The organism is Parachlamydiales bacterium, from assembly GCA_041671045.1.
GTDB lineage: Bacteria > Chlamydiota > Chlamydiia > Chlamydiales > JABDDJ01 > JABDDJ01.
On sequence record JBAZCF010000010.1, the window covers coordinates 39,876 to 57,065 of the forward strand.

Here is a 17,190-nt window from a genome sequence, read left to right on the forward strand (position 1 = left end):
ATCTTTTCAAGTAGTGATCATTCTGCTATCTTTCCAGATAAAAGTTATCATGCATTATATAAGAGCAGCGTTAGCATACAGTTGGGTGTGGATTAGTACACTGACCATTGCGGTAGTCTATTGGTATGGGCATTTGCGTCTGGTAGAGGAAAAGCATGTGTACATTCAGCGTTATGAAATGCTACAAACACAGATAGCTGAAGTCAGGCAAAGGCAAAAAAAGTTAAATTTACTTATTCAACATCAGGATAATCCTCAGTTGATAGAATGGACATTGATAAACTATTTAGGATTAATCCCAGAAGGTACGACAAAGGTGCTTATTACTAAAGAGACTGATAAGTAGATGGAAACGCTTACGTTTGTATTATTGCTCCTCCTTCTTACTTTAGCTTCAGCATACTTTTCCGGATCAGAAGTTGCGCTTTTTTCATTACCCGAGTTAAAAGTTCACACCTTCTCCCAATCCACGGATAGCCGCCAACGCAGGGTAGCGGAGCTTTTGAATTCCCCCCGTGATTTGCTAGTGACGATATTCATATTGAATACCTTGGTCAATATCCTTATTCAGAACATTGCTTCACACATCTTCCGTTTTACTCCCGGCTGGACTTTTAAAGTGGGATTTCCTTTAGTGTTAACATTGTTGTTAGGCGAGATTATCCCTAAGTATGTCTCGTTACACTATAACATTACTATTGCCCAGGCAGTTGCCCCTTCCATCAATTTTCTGCAAAACTTGCTATCCCCTGTACGCCGTTGGACTATAGCCATCACATCACCCATTTCTAGGCTTCTATTTTTCTTTTTACGCAAAGAGCCCGGCATCACCAAAGAAGAAGTAGAGCATGCCTTAAAAACAGCACATCAGCAAAAAATTTTGACCGATCAAGAAATTGAGCTTGTGCAAGGGTATGTTGATCTCCTCGATGCAGACATTTCAGATATTATGCGACCTAAAGATGAGATACTCTATTATGATATCCATACTCCTCTTTCCAAGTTGACCCATCTTTTCGCGGACGAAAAATGCACCCGTATTCCCGTATGTGATAAGTATCTGGACAACATCTTAGGCATATTGAGCGCTAATGCATATTTTGTTGGCCAAACGAAATTCCATGAAGGGAAAGATATTGTTAAAGTCTTGCAGAAGCCCATTTTCATACCTGAGCAGACACCTGCAAGGTTACTGATCAAAAGGTTTTTTAGAGAGAATGAGCAGTTTTCCTTAGTTGTCGATGAGTACGGCAATCTTACAGGCTTGATCACATTAGAGGACCTTGCAGAAGTAGTCATCGGCAGCGTGACAGATTCACGTGATCAAAAGGCTTTGTATTCAAAAGCCGGAAAAAATGAAATTATTGCTAGTGGTAGGCTTGAATTGGATGAGTTGAATGAAATTTTTGATACTGACCTTGAAAGCGATAATGTTGTAACTGTGGGTGGGTGGCTTATCGAACAGTTAGATGGCTTTCCGGCTCCCGGAACAAAATATGAGAAAGATGGTTTGCTTTTTCAAGTCATTGCAGTCTTACCCCGCAAAATAGAGAGGGTTCTTATCCAGAAGAAAAATTCACCGCAAAAACCTAAAGGATCTAAATAATGGACTCTGCAGTGGGGTGGATGATCTTTAACCTATTCACGGTTTTAGCCTTAGCGTTTTATTCTATGGTCGAAATGGCCTGTGTATCCGTCAACAAAGCCCGTTTGCAATTCTATGCCATCAATGGAAGCTGGCGTGCTCAGCTTTTGCAGAAGCTCTTAAATAATCCATCTTGGCTCTTTAGCACGACGCTTATCGGAGTGAATGTCGCTACTTTCGTAGGATCTGAATGCGCGCGCGAATTCTACTCTAGCTTAGGCCTGGATCCGGACCTTGCACCCTTAACACAAGTGATCCTTGTTGTCGTCATTGGCGAGCTAGCCCCCATGTTTGCGGCCCGTAAATTTTCCGAGCATGTGGCTCTTTTAGGAGCACCGCTACTTTACCTTTCGGCTAAAATATTATTTCCCATCACATGGTCGATTGAGTTCCTTACCAATTTTGTAGATAAGCTCTTGGGAAGCAAATCCCATTCACATGAATTGCTTATGGGAAAAGACGAGCTTCTGAAAATGGTTGAAGGGCAGGAAGTTGCCCCCTCGGAAGGATCCGACTCACATGAACTGAATAACGTGGCTTCAGCTCTATTTAATTTGCATACATTTTCGGCCAAAGACCTTATGCAGCCTTTGCAGCCTGCTAACATGCTTCCCTCAGATGCAACAATCACGCAGCTTAGGAATTTTCTTCGCAAGAGTCCCCAAAATTACTTCCCCATCTACCACCGTCGTCCTAATAACATTGTAGGGATACTTCATGCCCGCGACGTGGTGCGCGCTCCAGAAAACCATCGTGTTTCACAGTATGCGCAGCCTCCGTGGTTCATCACCTTAAATACCTCTATAGGGGATATCATCCAGCAGTTTAGAAGAAACAATCAGAGGATTGCATTCATCCTTGGCGAGGGTGGTAAAACCGTGGGGTATCTAACATTTTCAGCTCTTATTCAGCATGCCTTCGGGGGACAACGTCAAGTCAAAAATGTCAAGCAGTATAAGCAAGCATTCCTTCTTCACGAGAAAACTTTGGACGGCTCTATCACCGTTAAAGAGTTTAAAAATCGCTATGGAATCTCATTAGATGAAGATGAAACGTTAACGCTAGAGCAGCTAATAATCCAAGAAGTAGGGCAACATCCGAATGTAAGTGACAGCGTCATCATCGGCCCCTATAAACTTACGGTGAAATCTACGACTCTACTGGGTGTTAGAACGATTGCTATATCCAGCATCATTTAGGGTAATGTTCATGCTAAATCTTGCGGGCTCTGTTCACCTGTGCAATGATAATTTCACATGCCTGATGAATTTCAAGCTCTGTGGTCATTCTTGAAAGTGAAAACCTAATGGAGGACAATACCCTTGAACGGTCGTAACCCATATTTAATAGGATTCTTGAGGGTTCTAATGTGCCAGCACTGCAAGCTGACCCCATACTAGCAGCAATGCCTTGCTGGTCTAGTTGGTAAAGCAGCGATTCCCCGTCTACACCCATAAAGGCAAGATTGGAAGTATTGCACAAACGTAGGCCTTCCCCATTAACCAGGACATTCTTTAGATTTGTCTGAATCTGTAATTCGAATTTATCTCTAAGGGTTCTCATACGTAAGCAAGCAGTTTCAAAATCACCTTCTATACATTCCACAGCTTTAGACACTGCTACAATACCGGCCATATTTTCTGTACCAGCACGCCGCCCTTGTTGTTGATGTCCACCTTTTAAAAGGGATTCTAACTTGATTCCAGGTGTTACGACTGCTATGCCAATGCCTGCAGGAGCGAAAATCTTATGCCCGCTGAAACTCCACATTATTTTACCCGACAGCTGAGGCACCGGCAGTTTGCCAAGCCATGCCACACCATCAAAGAACACAGGGATGTTATGTTTCTCAGCTATAGCAGCTATGGAAGAAATGTCTGTGATCACCCCCGTTTCATTGTTTGCGGCAATAACAGAGATAAGCTTTGTGGAAGGCTTGATGGCAGCTTCGATCTGAGCCGGGGTGATTGCGCCGAATGTTCCTACGGAAAGCTTCTCCACATCCCATCCCTTGCAGGATAAGTAGTTTAAAGTTCCGTCTACGGCAGCATGCTCAACGTTTGTTGACAGGATATGCCCTTTTTCTTGATTCGCACAAAACCCTCTCAGGCAATGGTTGATCGCTTCCGTTCCACCTGAAGTAAATATGATAGAGGATGGTTTGCATTTTATGAAGGACCCTAGCTTTCTTTGAGCTTCTAAGAATAAGCCTTTGGCTTGTTGTCCAGCAGAATGTACACTGGAAGGATTTCCTGCGCCGGACGATAAGTAGGCTGCGACGGCTTCAATAACTTGAGGATCGCAAAATGTTGTCGAATTGTTATCTAAATAAATCTTATCTTTCATCTTCCTTTTGTACAGCCAACATCACCACTGTGATGTTATCGTATCCTCCGTGCGAAATAGCCTCATTAATCAACTGTTCAACCCCTTCCTCTGGGGTTTTCATATGGGCAATAATCTGTGCAATCGATTCGTCAGTCAGCATATCGGTTAACCCGTCGGTACACATAAGATAGAAGTCCCCTTCCTGAATATCTGCAGAATGGACATTCGGTTCTACGCTAGGCTCTGCTCCAATCGCTTTCGTGATGATATTCTTGTATAGGAAGTCGGAAGATTGGTATTCGGCAAGCTGGCCTTGGTCTAATAGCTCGCGCAGTAGCGAGTCATCGCGTGTTAACTGTTCTAAAGCTCCGTCGCGGAATCTGTAGATGCGGCTATCGCCCACGTTACCGTAGATGATACCATTTTCATTGATGTAGATGCAACAAAGCGTCGTTCCCATCCCCTTTAAATCGGGATTATTTTTTCCCATTTTATAGACGTGGTAGTTGGCAAGCTCTATCCCATGACGCAGTTCGCGCCGTATGCCGGACATACTGGAGCCATACTGGTGCTTCTTCTCTTCTATGACGCGACAGAGGGTTCTTACGGCTTCTCTCGCAGCAACTTCTCCAGCTTGGTGGCCGCCCATACCATCGGCGACGACATAAAAGCGAGAACTTGAGACGATTTCCCAAACATCTTCGTTATTCTGTCGGACTAGTCCTTTGTGGCTCATGCCACAGGCCTTGATTTTATACGGCATCAGATACACTGCCATAGTTGCCTGATTCAATAATCTTTACAAAAGCTTAACATACCAAAAGATTCCTTGCTAGAGTAAAGCTTTCTGAAAACAGTGCGTTTACGCCGTAGATTTAATTAACCTTAAATTACTATTAAATAGAGACTTAGACAACCTTCCTTATGTAAGAAATGAATTCCATTTACGTAAATTCCCTAGGGAAGCTATAGTAGCGCTATGTTATTCATTCCGGAATAGCTCAGCGGTAGAGCAGCGGACTGTTAATCCGTTGGTCGTAGGTTCGAATCCTACTTCCGGAGACTTTGAGATATAGGCAGTTACAGCGAGAGCAGTAACTGCCTTTTTTTTTGATGTGATTTCATGGACTTCACATGTGTCCCCATTCATTCGCTCGATTACTAGCAAATCTATGAATATAGACAATCGCGGTAGCGATGGTAAGTGTTAGCCTCGCGTGAAACAGAAGGCCGTCAGGCCTGGCGTGGAACGTGGGGATTGAGACAGTCAAATAAAATTTGCTGCGGAAGCAGTATAACAAGAAAACCATGACACATTCTTACAGAGTACATTTTTTTCATCTCATTTGGTCTACAAAACAACGACGTCCACTAATTACTAAAGAGCTTCAAACTCGCCTTTATCCATATCTTGGATCAATCGCTACAAACCATAATGGACGCCTTTTAGAAATCGGCGGAATGTCCGATCACGTACACCTACTCATTGAACTATCCAACATTGATAAATTTTCGCATTTTATCAGAGACCTAAAAGCTTCGTCTTCTCTTTGGGTACACAAAAATTTCTCTGGACTTGCAGATTTTGCTTGGCAAGAAGGTTACGGCTCATTTTCCGTAAGTTATTCCTCTCTTGATCAAGTAAAAAAAATATATTCAAAACCAGGACGAACATCATAAAAAAATATCTTTTGAAGAAGAATACAAAAAATTTCTGACTCTGCAAAAAATCAATTTCGACGAACGATTTGTTTTTGGATGAAATGTTTCGCTGCTACCGCAGCTCATGTTGTTTTGATCACATAATACCCCACGTTACACGTCAGGCCTAACGGCCTTCTGTTTCACGCGGGGCTAACTACTCTTATCGCTTCCGCGATAAACAAGCAATCACAACTGTGTGTAATAAAAGAGCACTAGGTCTGACGTGGAATGCGGGAGTGATAGCCAGTATAGCAGAGGCAGTAATGACGGAAATGGTGGGGATGCCGATTAAGTTGAATTAGCCGAAAGTTTTTCCTTTAAAAGTGCTAGAAGTTTTTCTTGCCCTCTTTGCTTAGCTGATTTTTTCAAAAAAGCATTCTGGGTAACTCTTGGGAGAAGCTGAGCCAGTCAAAAGTTCGAAGTGTACCCACTAGCTGGAGTCTATGAGATACAGGCAGTTACAGCGAGAGCCGTAACTGCTTTTTTTTTGATGTGATTTCATGGACTTCACATGTGTCCCCATTCATTCGCTCGATTACTAGCAAATCTATGAATATAGACAATCGCGGTAGCGATGGTAAGTGTTAGCCCCGCGTGAAGCAGAAGGCCGTCAGGCCTGGCGTGGAACGTGGGGATTGAGACAGTCAAATAAAATTTGCTGCGGAAGCAGCATAACAAGAAAACCATGACACATTCTTACAGAGTACATTTTTTCCATCTCATTTGGTCTACAAAACAACGACGTCCACTAATTACTAAAGAGGCTTCAAACTCGCCTTTATCCATATCTTGGATCAATCGTTACAAACCATAATGGACGCCTTTTAGAAATCGGCGGAATGTCCGATCACGTACACCTACTCATTGAACTATCCAATATTGATAAATTTTCGCATTTTATCAGAGACCTAAAAGCTTCGTCTTCTCTTTGGGTACACAAAAATTTCTCTGGACTTGCAGATTTTGCTTGGCAAGAAGGTTAAAGAGTTGCCGTTGGGAGCAAAGTTCTGGGATAGATTATTTTACTGCGGGTGAATTCATTGAACAAAATCCTTTTCTTAATCTATTCACCCATTCCCTTCTTTTATCATTGATATGTAACTCACGAATGATCAAAAATCGAAATGGCCGAGAACAACCCGGCGTGACACTCACCGTAGCTTGGAAGAACCTTATCCAGTATACACCCCCGCATCGTCCTTAACCCAACAGCACTTTAGCACAAAGGACATCATGACTTTCGGGCATGGCAGGTATCCAGTTGGACGGGTTGTGTCAAAACGCTGTTTCAAATGTTGCTAGAAATATTGTGTCGCAATATCGGGATATTAAATTGTTAGATAATACTAGCTATATTAATGGATTGGTTAAATATGATGTTATATCAAAAAATTGTAAATTTCATGAGAGATCAATTGCCAAATGCAATAATTGAACCGGAACTTCTGCAGAATCTGCGCGATCTCGACCTACAAGATAAACATTATATTTTGCGTAAAAGCTCTGAGATGCGGCATTTAGCCATCTTACAAGCTCTTATTGGCATGGAACCTAACCTTGACATTAATGACGCGGATTCACATGGAAATACGGCGCTCATATATGCTGCTGAAAACGGACACGAAGCTATCGTCCACTTCCTTTTATCCCAAGGTGCAGATCAATTTATCATTAATAAGGATGGTAGATCGGCTTTGAGTTTAGCTATGGAGAAAGAAAGCCTATCCACTTGTAGAACCCTTCTCCAAGCTGGAGTTAAACCCGAGAAACAAATGCTCCATCCATTTTTTCGCTACTCGCTGCATGATGGCCATGAAACGAAAATTTTGCCTTTTGTGAAATTATTTTTGGAGTTTCATCTCGATCCAAATGAACTTGATTCTAACGGAGAATCACTCTTAAGTAGAGCCGTACGAGCCAATGCCTCCAAAGGGATTATAGAAACACTCTTAACCTATAAAGCTAATTGTAATCTTGGGGATAGCAGTGGTATAACCCCTTTCCTTTACGCTTGTAAAAATGGACTTTTGGACACCGCAAAACTGTTGATTGAGCACGGTGCAGATGCTCTTAAATCTGATAAAAAAGGAAATTCATCTTTACTGTTCGCATGCCAAAACCAAAATCTTGAACTTGTGAGACTACTAGTGTCAATGGGTGTAGACATTGACCAACCCAATAAGGCCAAAGAAACTCCATTGATAATAGCGATAAAAAATCAGCAACAGGATATTGCAAAATTCTTGATCGATTCCAGTGCTAATGTAAATTTTGGAGATAAAAAAAAACTAACTCCTATCTATTTTGCAACCCTCAATCGCGACCGAACGCTTTGTCAGTGGCTTATAGAAAAAGGGGCTAAGCGCGAAGAGATGGAAGTTGCTGAAGCTACGCTCGATCCAATCCCAGTATTTAAATATTACGCCTTCGCTGAATTAAACAATGAAATTGAAAACACAAGCGAACCGTGTGATTGCTGTAAAAAAAGCCTAGGATATCTCCTTAAGAACCCGATTTTAACTAAGGATGAGGAAGAAAAGGTCGTTTGCCCATGGTGTGTTTCAAATGGAAAAGCTGCAAAAAAATTTAAGGTGAATGTAAATCGTGCTGAGATTGCCAATGAAGAAACGATTGAAAATCACCAAGCAATTGACGAACTAAGAAAAAACACACCCTCTTTTATAGCATGGCAGGGCGATGTGTGGCTTACCCATTGCAATCTCCCCTGTAAATATATTGGTAGAGTTGGCTGGGCGGAAATTCAGACACTTTATCCTCAATTGGAAATTGGTGAAATCACTTATAGTTTTAAAGGAGCCCCAACATTCCAACCCGTGGAAAAAACATCTGATCAAAAAGAATTCTTAATTTCTTCTCTTCGAAGGGAAGGTTCTTGTACTGGTTACTTATTTCAATGCATAACCTGTGAACAATATAAAATGTACTTTGATTCGAATTAATGCGTAAATCTGAGTGCTGCTTTTGCATAGCTACCAATGATGCACTGGCGGTGCAGTTGAGGACAAAAACTGGCGATAAAAAAATATCTTTTGAAGAAGAATACAAAAAATTTCTGACTCTGCAAAAAATTAATTTCGACGAACGATTTGTTTTTGGATGAAATGTTTCGCTGCTACCGCAGCTCATGTTATTTTGATCACATAATACCCCACGTTACACGTCAGGCTTGACGGCCTTCTGTTTCACGCGGGGCTAACTACTCTTATCGCTTCCGCGATAAACAAGCAATCACAACTGTGTGTAATAAAAGACCACTAGGTCTGACATGGAATGCGGGAGTGATAGCCAGTATAGCAGAGGCAGTAATGACGGAAATGGTGGGGATGCCGATTAAGTTGAATTAGCCGAAAGTTTTTCCTTTAAAAGTGCTAGAAGTTTTTCTTGCCCTCTTTGCTTAGCTGATTTTTTCAAAAATGCATTCTTTCTCAAAACATTCCATTACTTCAGCAGTTCCTGAATGAATTTTAGGAGTGCCGCGAAGCCAATCGGCAAATTTTGAACAAGACCAGTAATCAAACTTCATAAAAGCATCCCTAAGTCGTCGTCAAGAGATGAGTTGCACTTTCAAGAAAATAATCTTGAGACCATTGCTCGATCTTCCATTGATCCTTAATGAAACGACGAACATCAGCTGCAGCCGATGCGACATCCAATTGTCTAATCCGATCATCTAAAAGCGTTTTTAATCTTTGTTCAGTTAATTGATGGTCATTTGGAAGATGCCCGGCTTGTCGCATTCTCTCCTCAAGATGGGTAAGTCCTAAAGGAATCTTCTGTCCTAGAAACCACAGAAAATCATACCAATCCCGCCCTTTGACCCATCCTTTGTATTCACGGAAAAGTAGCGCATGCATTTTACCCGCAAAAAGATCGGGAAGAGTCATCGTAGCAACCGAAAATGGTCCTGGAAATGTGAGTGGCCGATAGTTAATGTTAAACTTTAGAGGAGGATCCATATCTACTTCAAATTTTACTTTAAGAACTTTATTAGAATGCATCCTTTTTTGATCTTCTGTAGAAAGCCCAATGCGTAAAAAATGTTCTCTCGTATTGGCTTTAATAAAAGCAGATTGCACGGCGGATTCAGTTGTCTTCTTTTTTTCCTCAACTATGACATCAAACCCAAGGGATTGCAATTCACGAACTACACTTTGGTGGTAAGTCTTCATTTCAAAATTGGGTGCTTTTAATAAAAGAGAAAAGTCAAGATCTTCGCTAAAACGATCTAACCCATAGAGAATTCGCAAAGCAGTTCCACCGCAAAAGACTGCTTTTTCAAAAAATTTTGACCTCCAGAGCCCCAGTAATGCAATTTCTTGAATAATTTCAAGTAGAGCAGCTTCATATTCTTGGTGAGATGAGCATTTATAGCTTTCTAGTCGTCTTAGAATGGCTTCTGATATCATGAGAGCTCCTTAACAAGCTGAATCAAGTGGGTAACTGCCGGATTCTGGTAAATTTCTTCGATTTTCTTGAGCAAGGGAATTTGCAATTTAGCTAGCATATCTTCTTCAATTCTAAGTCCCTCGCATACGAATGAGTATACATCCCGCGTGGAGGTCAGATTCTTGTGAAACGATATCCTGTCGGCAAGCGCTTTTTCCGGGGTCGCGATTAAGAATTGGTGTTGCGAGTCAGCCTCTACAACAGTGACACCGACCGCAACTTTTCGAGGGAGTAAATGAACATAGGTAAATACTCCCACAGGCGTTTGGAATGTTTTGCTCCTTAATGGAGTCATACTAGTAATTTGCTCTACACGTTCTGGAATTAATCCATAATAAGACAAGGCATATTCTAAAGAAATATAAGACGGACCATAGATTAGGTTGGCAATGGATTCCTTGCAAATAACCCCTCTACGATAATTTTCACCGAAAACATAAAGCCCTTTTTTTACTCGTATAATCGACCCATCACGTAAAAACCGAGTAACAGCATCTCGCGGTTTTTTATAGCTCCGCAATGTTTGCATCAAGCCTTCGTAATCAAATTCTTCTGTTTTAATTTTCCCTCTAATAACTCCAAAAGTACCCATCGTTCTTTCCTCATTGGATACCTCATATTAATATAAATGGTATTGTATATCCAGTATTAATGGACATACGTGACATATTATTAAATACACGATTTTCAACAATTTTTAAACATTTAATAAAGATAGGGTTGAAAGTTCTTGAGAGAAGGTGAGCCAATCAAAAGTTCGAAGTGTGGCCAGTAACTGGAGATTCGCTGGTTGATGTGACATTTCACATAGGGTCAAAAACGGCTCTCGCAATGTCACTAACAGCTTTTTTCCATCCAATTTTAAGTTCGAAAAGACGAAATTCAACAATTGCTGTTTTTCAGGCATCTTCGAACTTATAAAGATCTCTTTCGCCCGTTTAGCCAAATCTAACACTGTCTTCGCCGTAATCAAACAAGTCTCATCTGCGTTGACATGAGCCTTCATTTCGCCTGTGATTTCCCTCTGACGTTTCTTATACTCTTCCAATTTAAGATGATAAGTTCCGGAATCCATTAACCCATCTAAATGCATGTCGATTAACTTGGAAAGTCGGCTTTGGATTTGATCTAACTCTTTTCGTAAAGCTTCTTGTGAATGCTTAAAAAATTCTTGCTCATGGGCATACGATTGCTTCAAAGAAGCCACAACACTTTCTATTTGAGCATCGGTTAGACGAATCTTATCAAAATATTCTAGAAGTGGAGCAAGAAGCTGTTCTTCTCGTGTCCAAATCTTTTTGCAAGTCCGTTTTGAGTTGTTGCAGCTGTAATACGCTTTAGAGGAAGCTCAAGCTAGCCGAGATATCTCCCTCATCTACAAACTTGATAGTAGAAGTCTTAGTAGCTTGCAAAAGATGGGGATTAAAACTCTGGAGGACATGGTAACCACGAATATTGCCGAATTGCCAAAAGTGTCCTACGCATCACCTGAAAGACTCCAAAAAGCACAATTGCAAGCTCAATCTTTAATCGATAATAAAGTTCTTCTTATTGGCGATTTCGATCATCTCCCCGACACGCCCTTAAAGCTGTATTTTGATATAGAAGGGAATCCTCTTTTAGATGTCGATTACATCTTTGGTTTTTGGGTTAGCGGTGATCCCACAGGCCAATATGCGCTTCCTGAAAACGTGCGCTTTTATAAAGCTGAAGACAGATACTTTCTTTACTTTCTGGCTGATCGCCCTGAAGATGAAAAAGCAATGTGGGATGCATTCGTCAATTGGGTGAAACTTCTGCCGGAAGAATACACTGTGTATCACTATGCCAACTACGAAAAAACGCACCTTGAAAAGTTATCAGAGCTTTATGACGGTTCTCCTCTTTTGAAAAGATTTCAAGACAAGCTTGTAGACCTACAACAAGTTGTTGAGAAATCCATCATATTCCCTCTCCACTTCTATTCAATAAAAGACATTGCCAAATCCCCCTTTCTCAATTTTAAATGGCGTCATCAAAAAGCTGGTGGCGGTCAAAGTGTGTTCTGGTATGATCAGTGGCTTGCGACCGGCGAGAAATCAATTATGGATGACATCATCAACTACAATGAGGATGATGTAAGAGCCACTGAACATCTTTTTAGATGGATCAAAGAAAATATACAGACTTTAATGATAGACAAATCATTGTTGAGGGCAAATTTGAAATGACTGAAAAGCAAGCTGAGCATCCACACATTTATGAATTAGTGATGCAGGGTAGCTATGAACTTCGTAGAGCTTTAGGAATCGACGATAGCTCTTATACTGTTAGTGTTTCTAATGCAAACGACCCACGCAAATATTACTTACATAATGTCCTTAATGAAGTTGATAAAGCCGTTTTTGGTGTTATGTTTGCCAACTCATTTTTAGTCGACAATATCAATACTCCACCACCAATTGAAAGCGACAAACAGCTTAACAATAAAATTTTACAAACGAAAATTGACGAACTCTCGATTTGGAGACGCAAACTAATTGAGATCTTGATAGATCTGATAGGTTTCAGGAAAGCAAATAATAAAAATTATTACAGCCATTACAACTGCCTTCATGAGCTTGCTAGAAAAAAAAAAGAACTCAACGACCGCATTGACTTTTGGGGGTGTAACAATAAAGCACTCGCGCAAGACATTCACCTGCTTCAACAAAGTGCAGAGCAGCAAGCAATACAATTAGACCCAATCAAGTGCTGGTACGCCAACAAAGAAAAATTAACTCAAAAAATCCAATGTAAGTTGAGCGATGAAAAGGAATGTTTTAAGAAAATATTATTACAAGCAAAAAAACATGAAAAAGCTCTACTTTTAAGTTATCGAAATTCATTTGGAAAACCTAGTGAACTATTGCATTCCAAGAGAATTATTGACGAAACAAACGTTGACTTGAAAGACTTTTCTCACGCAATTCAGGGTGTATGTGTTCTATGTCTCCATGTCATTTCTACCGTAAAAGATCTTTTGAGAATACACAATGTAAAAGGTGCTATTAAAAAAATCTCTAATGCTATTAAAAAAAATGCATATCCGGTGCTTCTATTCAATCTTAGAACAAAACCAAAAATTGCTGTTGGTGATTTTGTTGCCACTCCCAATGGTCCCGCTCAAGTCAAGAAAGTATCAAAGACTAAATTTGGATATAAGACTTTACATGTGAAATTTCTTATGACATCCCCATCAAATATTGAAGTGGAGGAATATTTAGCAGAAGAAATTCAGTTAATCGCTCCTCAAAAACTGCTTAAAAATGAAGTTCTTAGGATACTTACGGAAGCAAGTCCAAATTTAAAGCCCAGCGTGCGTCATGTCAATATAGCCATAAAAAAACAAGTAATTGAATTATGGTCACTCATTGAAAAAAAAGATCCTTAAGTACAGAAGTATTCTTAATTTGACGTTTTAATTTTTCTTGTCCGTTCAGTCTTATTTGTTATTTGCTGCAAAAACTCTTGAGCTTTCACATTTTCCACAAACCAATCTAAAGCCAAATCCACAACAGCCCTTACAGCTAAGCGAGCTTCATCATTTTCAACAAAGAAAAGTTCTTCAGTATCAGCGTCTTCTTTCAGATGAGCACCAAAATTTCCTGTCTTTCGAACAGCATCCAGTATTCCAAAAATCCTGGGATGTAAAAGATCTTCTGAAGCGGTAATTAAAGCATCAAGATCTCTTCCCTTTAACTTTAGGTATTTTTTTAGGATTCTTTCAAGCGCTCTTCTTGCAAGACCGGCTGCCGCATCTGGTGAAATATCAATCAATGTATTAGCACTATTGAGGTCTTTCCTGATCTCTATAGGAACTCTCTCGTCAATACATATAACCTGTTCCTTTGGCCATGCCATTTGCCATTTCTCATAACTCTTTGAGTTAGTTAAACCTCCTAAAGCGCCCCTTGGAATTAGTTCAGAATTAACTTTTCTAATCTGCACTATTACTTCTCCACAACCCTGACAAAAAGCATCTCTGATTTCAATATTTCGAGTTTCTTTTGGAGGAGAAAAGTTAAATAAAGCTTTGACAGCACAATGAGGGCAATTCATTTGTTCAGTATTTTTTATTTCATTTATCTTGGAAATTAAGCTCACGATCTATTTACTCTTTATTTTTTGATACTTATGAAAGTCTTAAATTCAGTCCCATCGCCACACACAAAGAAACAAGAGTATGCCATTTAGGATTGCCAGCACCAGAAAGCGTTTTGTAGAGTCTTTCACGACCAACATGAGCTTTTTTAGCTAATGCGCTAACTCCACCCTGCGCTTCTGCAACGTTTCGAAGGGCGATCAAGAAATGCTGTTGAGACTCTTCGGCACCTTTTACGCTTTCTTCTAAAGCTGCGTTTAGGTACGCGACAGCTTCATCGTGATCAGCTAAATGCTCGAGCAGAAACTCTTGATATTTTTTACTTCTTGCCATGACCTATCTCCCTTGATTGATAATCCTTCAAATACTCCTTTGCTTTAACGATGTCCCTATCTTGGAGCCTTTATCGCCACCGCAAAGAAGCAAGATGACTTTATTCCTCCTCCGTTGAAAACAAATTCATTATTTCATGACGCCTTTTCTGACTGGGCGATAAAGTTAATAAGTGGACATCTGTGTTATAGAAATAAAATTTTTTCAATTGTTCTGTGAATCTAAACATAAAACTATGAAATTTGTTTAAGATTTGCACAAGATCTTGGTATTGCCTTAAGGCATAACTGGAGTTAGAAATCATTTTAACTGCGAAAAATTTATTGATATCTTCTCGTATAATCGGAAAATCCTTCCACTCAAATCGATGCAGAATCTCTAGGAGTTTTATATCTGATAATAAATAAGCAGGAAATTTAAACAGGCCTTCGACTGATTTCACGAGATCGGTAAGAAAATTAATGGCATAACCATAATTCTCTTTAAACACCTTTTCATGCTTATGAGGATATTCCAAAGCAAAGTTCATTGTAAATTCAAGACCATCTATACAATCCTGTACAACATACAAATGTTGCATGAGACTACAGACTTGTCTCTCTGTATTTTCGACGCTGTCCACATGGAAACTACCCCAAAAATTACTCTGACCAACTTCTCTTAATGTATTCAAGAACCATTGACAAAAGGAATCCCAATATTCGTCGAGGTCATCAGAAATAGGGGGTGACGAAAGGCCGAGTATTTTTAAATAGTTTTCCAATTGTTTTAAAACATTTCGCGAAACAATAACTTTTGATGAAACCGAAAAACTCTGGGACTCTCGCAGAATAGTTCGTAAAGCAATAATAACTTCTAGAATACTATGCCAATCGGGTGCTATTTTTGGTAGATTTCCCATTAAAACATGTAATTCATTCTGCTTCGATAGAGTATATACGCGTCTGTTTCCCATCATTGAACTTGTCAACAGCCCTGATTGAACAAAACTTTCCAGTACTTCGGCTAAGCTCCGCTTATTGTACCCTATTTTTACGGTGTCTATTGCAGTAAAGTTATTTGCACCTCGCGTTAAACAGAAAGCAAGTAGATCAGCTCTAATTCCCACCCCAAACATGGCTCTTAAACGCAAGGTTAGAAGCGCTGGCGCTTCACAAGAAGGAAGCGTTGATTTTCCACTCAAGGGAACACGCAATGGGGATACTTCTGTAAAGACAGGCCATCTTGTTTGAGCGATCGAATTTAATGTCGCTGCAAACAATGAAAATGACTCAAAAACCTGCTCTCCTAATCCATTCACTAACGTTCGTAAACGGCTAACAGAAACAAAATGGTGATATTTAGAACACCAATCTAGCGCCTCATCCCTTAAGCGCGGATCCGATTCTGCGACTACAGCTGTAAGTATGATAAGCTCTTCAAGCGCAATGAGGCAGTTTTTATGTTGCTGATCTACTCCCGCTACTCCCAACCCAGACCAAAGACTCCAAGCAAGATCAGCTAAAGCCTTATCAACTCGTTCAATCAATGAACTCATTCTAACCTCCTAGCTCTGCTTTAATACCTAACATCAGCTCAGCAAAACATTCAGAAACATCGTGAGTTTTGCACCACTTTTCTGCTTCTTCCAGTTCTTTTTTGCTAGGCTTCAACAACTTAAGATCAGCAAAATGCTTGCTGTCGATACCTTGATCAACAGCTGCATACAACTTAAAGCAGATTTGATCAAATCTACCTGCTAAATGAACTGTAAGCGCTCCGTACTGTGTTGTATGCCAGCGCGTTTGAAACCCGATAGGCAGCCCCATCTCATATAACTGCCAGGGCCCATTATTTATCCAATCTTCTGCAAAACCAAAGGCTGCCCCTACTTCTTTGATAGCTTGAGTAAGAGGTTGTGGAAGTGGTTTGGCTGTAACGAATTGCCCTTTATCGATGCAAGCGACCAAGTCAAGATCTCTTGTAGGACGAGTAATTAGTCCAAGCAAAAGTAGCCCTCCCCCTCCAATCACAACAATTTCATAATGTTGCTTTTTATCTAAAAGAAGCTTTCCTAATTCACTAAGAGCTTGATTGAGCGACTTCTGACTAAAGATTGACATATATTATTCTCCTTAAACAAGAATTTAATCCTCTCGTTTCAATATTAATAATATCACGTTTCAAGAAAACATGTCAAGATGTCAAATAAAAAGTTTTCACCAATGGGCAAGCATAGACTCTCCCAGCCAGAGCTTTAAGTTATTTTCATTGGCGGTTTCATAGATTCCAACGCCTCTTCTCCAAATAGCCTTATTTCTGCATCTTTCGTGATACATTGTTTTCAAGTGAATTTTTAGCTATTAATTTCGAGAGAGTTGAAAATTCTTGAGAGAAGGTGAGCCAATCAAAAGTTCGAAGTGTACCAAGTAACTGGAGTCTTTGAGATATAGGCAGTTACAGCGAGAGCAGTAACTGCCATTTTTTTATGATGCACTCATGCGTGCACTTCGTCACAACATTAGTAACCCGGAAACGAACCCATCTTTTGGCAGAGAATTATTAAACGGGCAGGTGATTTGTAAACGAGCTTTTAACCACTCCTCTACAA

General features: G+C 40.2%; 17 protein-coding genes and 1 tRNA gene. 8 read left to right on the plus strand and 10 right to left on the minus strand.

Going from position 1 to position 17,190, the window contains the following annotated elements:
- Positions 1-49: 49 nt before the first annotated feature.
- Genes WC222_10225 through WC222_10235 form a run of 3 tightly spaced genes read left to right on the plus strand, consistent with a single transcriptional unit; the run spans position 50 to position 2,844 of the window.
- On the plus strand, positions 50-346 hold the full coding sequence (locus WC222_10225; GenBank protein MFA6916761.1) for a hypothetical protein: 297 nt from the start codon (positions 50-52) through the stop codon (positions 344-346).
- Entirely contained in the window at positions 347-1,606 is a 1,260-nt protein-coding gene (locus WC222_10230) for a hemolysin family protein (protein ID MFA6916762.1), read from the plus strand.
- The gene (locus WC222_10235; GenBank protein ID MFA6916763.1) at positions 1,606-2,844 is read left to right on the plus strand and encodes a hemolysin family protein; all 1,239 of its coding nucleotides are present in this window, start codon (positions 1,606-1,608) and stop codon (positions 2,842-2,844) included. Before WC222_10230 ends, WC222_10235 begins: the two co-directional genes overlap by 1 nt.
- Before the next feature lie 13 nt (positions 2,845-2,857).
- Here the strand turns inward: WC222_10235 and WC222_10240 are convergent, their stop codons facing one another.
- Positions 2,858-3,991: a cysteine desulfurase family protein gene (locus WC222_10240; protein MFA6916764.1), complete on the minus strand. Its 1,134-nt coding sequence runs from the start codon at positions 3,989-3,991 to the stop codon at positions 2,858-2,860.
- A complete protein-coding gene (locus tag WC222_10245) occupies positions 3,981-4,709 on the minus strand; it encodes a Stp1/IreP family PP2C-type Ser/Thr phosphatase (protein MFA6916765.1) in 729 nt (242 codons plus the stop codon). The genes WC222_10240 and WC222_10245 overlap by 11 nt, the downstream gene beginning before the upstream one ends.
- A 254-nt stretch (positions 4,710-4,963) precedes the next feature.
- Here WC222_10245 and WC222_10250 point away from each other — a divergent pair.
- The 3 genes from WC222_10250 (at position 4,964) to WC222_10260 (ending at position 8,637) form a co-directional block, all read left to right on the plus strand.
- Positions 4,964-5,035 (plus strand) — tRNA-Asn (locus WC222_10250).
- Positions 5,036-5,281: 246 nt separating this feature from the next.
- Positions 5,282-5,653 (plus strand): IS200/IS605 family transposase, encoded by a 372-nt coding sequence (gene tnpA, locus WC222_10255; protein MFA6916766.1) that lies wholly within the window; start codon positions 5,282-5,284, stop codon positions 5,651-5,653.
- Between the two features lie 1,397 nt (positions 5,654-7,050).
- Complete coding sequence (locus tag WC222_10260) at positions 7,051-8,637, plus strand: CbrC family protein (protein MFA6916767.1); 1,587 nt, start codon at positions 7,051-7,053, stop codon at positions 8,635-8,637.
- Positions 8,638-9,092: 455 nt separating this feature from the next.
- Here WC222_10260 and WC222_10265 read toward each other — a convergent pair whose 3' ends face one another.
- The 4 genes from WC222_10265 to WC222_10280 all read right to left on the minus strand — a co-directional run bounded on the left by WC222_10265 (position 9,093) and on the right by WC222_10280 (position 11,351).
- Positions 9,093-9,221, minus strand: coding sequence for a hypothetical protein (locus WC222_10265; GenBank protein ID MFA6916768.1), 129 nt, complete (start codon positions 9,219-9,221; stop codon positions 9,093-9,095).
- A gap of 10 nt (positions 9,222-9,231) precedes the next feature.
- A complete protein-coding gene (locus WC222_10270; protein MFA6916769.1) occupies positions 9,232-10,104 on the minus strand; it encodes a nucleotidyl transferase AbiEii/AbiGii toxin family protein in 873 nt (290 codons plus the stop codon).
- Entirely contained in the window at positions 10,101-10,736 is a 636-nt protein-coding gene (locus WC222_10275) for a hypothetical protein (GenBank protein ID MFA6916770.1), read from the minus strand. Before WC222_10275 ends, WC222_10270 begins: the two co-directional genes overlap by 4 nt.
- A gap of 105 nt (positions 10,737-10,841) precedes the next feature.
- Positions 10,842-11,351 carry a hypothetical protein gene (locus WC222_10280; protein MFA6916771.1) on the minus strand — a complete coding sequence of 170 codons (510 nt, stop codon included), beginning with the start codon at positions 11,349-11,351 and terminating at the stop codon, positions 10,842-10,844.
- A 166-nt stretch (positions 11,352-11,517) separates the two neighbouring features.
- Here WC222_10280 and WC222_10285 point away from each other — a divergent pair, with 166 nt between their 5' ends.
- Both WC222_10285 and WC222_10290 read left to right on the plus strand, forming a co-directional pair.
- On the plus strand, positions 11,518-12,354 hold the full coding sequence (locus WC222_10285) for a TM0106 family RecB-like putative nuclease (protein ID MFA6916772.1): 837 nt from the start codon (positions 11,518-11,520) through the stop codon (positions 12,352-12,354).
- The gene (locus WC222_10290; GenBank protein MFA6916773.1) at positions 12,288-13,556 is read left to right on the plus strand and encodes a hypothetical protein; all 1,269 of its coding nucleotides are present in this window, start codon (positions 12,288-12,290) and stop codon (positions 13,554-13,556) included. The genes WC222_10285 and WC222_10290 overlap by 67 nt, the downstream gene beginning before the upstream one ends.
- 14 nt (positions 13,557-13,570) lie before the next feature.
- Here WC222_10290 and WC222_10295 read toward each other — a convergent pair whose 3' ends face one another.
- The 4 genes from WC222_10295 to WC222_10310 all read right to left on the minus strand — a co-directional run bounded on the left by WC222_10295 (position 13,571) and on the right by WC222_10310 (position 16,702).
- Positions 13,571-14,269, minus strand: coding sequence for a DUF4145 domain-containing protein (locus tag WC222_10295; protein ID MFA6916774.1), 699 nt, complete (start codon positions 14,267-14,269; stop codon positions 13,571-13,573).
- A 28-nt stretch (positions 14,270-14,297) separates the two neighbouring features.
- Positions 14,298-14,600 (minus strand): addiction module antidote protein, encoded by a 303-nt coding sequence (locus WC222_10300; protein MFA6916775.1) that lies wholly within the window; start codon positions 14,598-14,600, stop codon positions 14,298-14,300.
- A 100-nt stretch (positions 14,601-14,700) separates the two neighbouring features.
- Positions 14,701-16,137, minus strand: a complete 1,437-nt coding sequence (locus WC222_10305; protein ID MFA6916776.1) for a hypothetical protein — start codon at positions 16,135-16,137, stop codon at positions 14,701-14,703.
- Position 16,138: 1 nt separating this feature from the next.
- Entirely contained in the window at positions 16,139-16,702 is a 564-nt protein-coding gene (locus tag WC222_10310) for a DUF6036 family nucleotidyltransferase (protein ID MFA6916777.1), read from the minus strand.
- Between the last annotated feature and the right edge of the window lie 488 nt (positions 16,703-17,190).

Coding starts and splice junctions, on each gene's coding strand:
- WC222_10275 (MFA6916770.1), bottom strand. CDS start 10,736: ATGGGTACTTTTGGAGTTATTAGAGGGAAAATTAAAACAGAAGAATTT.
- WC222_10310 (MFA6916777.1), bottom strand. CDS start 16,702: ATGTCAATCTTTAGTCAGAAGTCGCTCAATCAAGCTCTTAGTGAATTA.
- WC222_10235 (MFA6916763.1), top strand. CDS start 1,606: ATGGACTCTGCAGTGGGGTGGATGATCTTTAACCTATTCACGGTTTTA.
- WC222_10230 (MFA6916762.1), top strand. CDS start 347: ATGGAAACGCTTACGTTTGTATTATTGCTCCTCCTTCTTACTTTAGCT.
- WC222_10300 (MFA6916775.1), bottom strand. CDS start 14,600: ATGGCAAGAAGTAAAAAATATCAAGAGTTTCTGCTCGAGCATTTAGCT.
- WC222_10270 (MFA6916769.1), bottom strand. CDS start 10,104: ATGATATCAGAAGCCATTCTAAGACGACTAGAAAGCTATAAATGCTCA.
- WC222_10265 (MFA6916768.1), bottom strand. CDS start 9,221: ATGAAGTTTGATTACTGGTCTTGTTCAAAATTTGCCGATTGGCTTCGC.
- WC222_10305 (MFA6916776.1), bottom strand. CDS start 16,137: ATGAGTTCATTGATTGAACGAGTTGATAAGGCTTTAGCTGATCTTGCT.
- WC222_10290 (MFA6916773.1), top strand. CDS start 12,288: ATGGATCAAAGAAAATATACAGACTTTAATGATAGACAAATCATTGTT.
- WC222_10245 (MFA6916765.1), bottom strand. CDS start 4,709: ATGAGCCACAAAGGACTAGTCCGACAGAATAACGAAGATGTTTGGGAA.
- WC222_10240 (MFA6916764.1), bottom strand. CDS start 3,991: ATGAAAGATAAGATTTATTTAGATAACAATTCGACAACATTTTGCGAT.
- WC222_10225 (MFA6916761.1), top strand. CDS start 50: ATGCATTATATAAGAGCAGCGTTAGCATACAGTTGGGTGTGGATTAGT.
- tnpA (MFA6916766.1), top strand. CDS start 5,282: ATGACACATTCTTACAGAGTACATTTTTTTCATCTCATTTGGTCTACA.
- WC222_10260 (MFA6916767.1), top strand. CDS start 7,051: ATGATGTTATATCAAAAAATTGTAAATTTCATGAGAGATCAATTGCCA.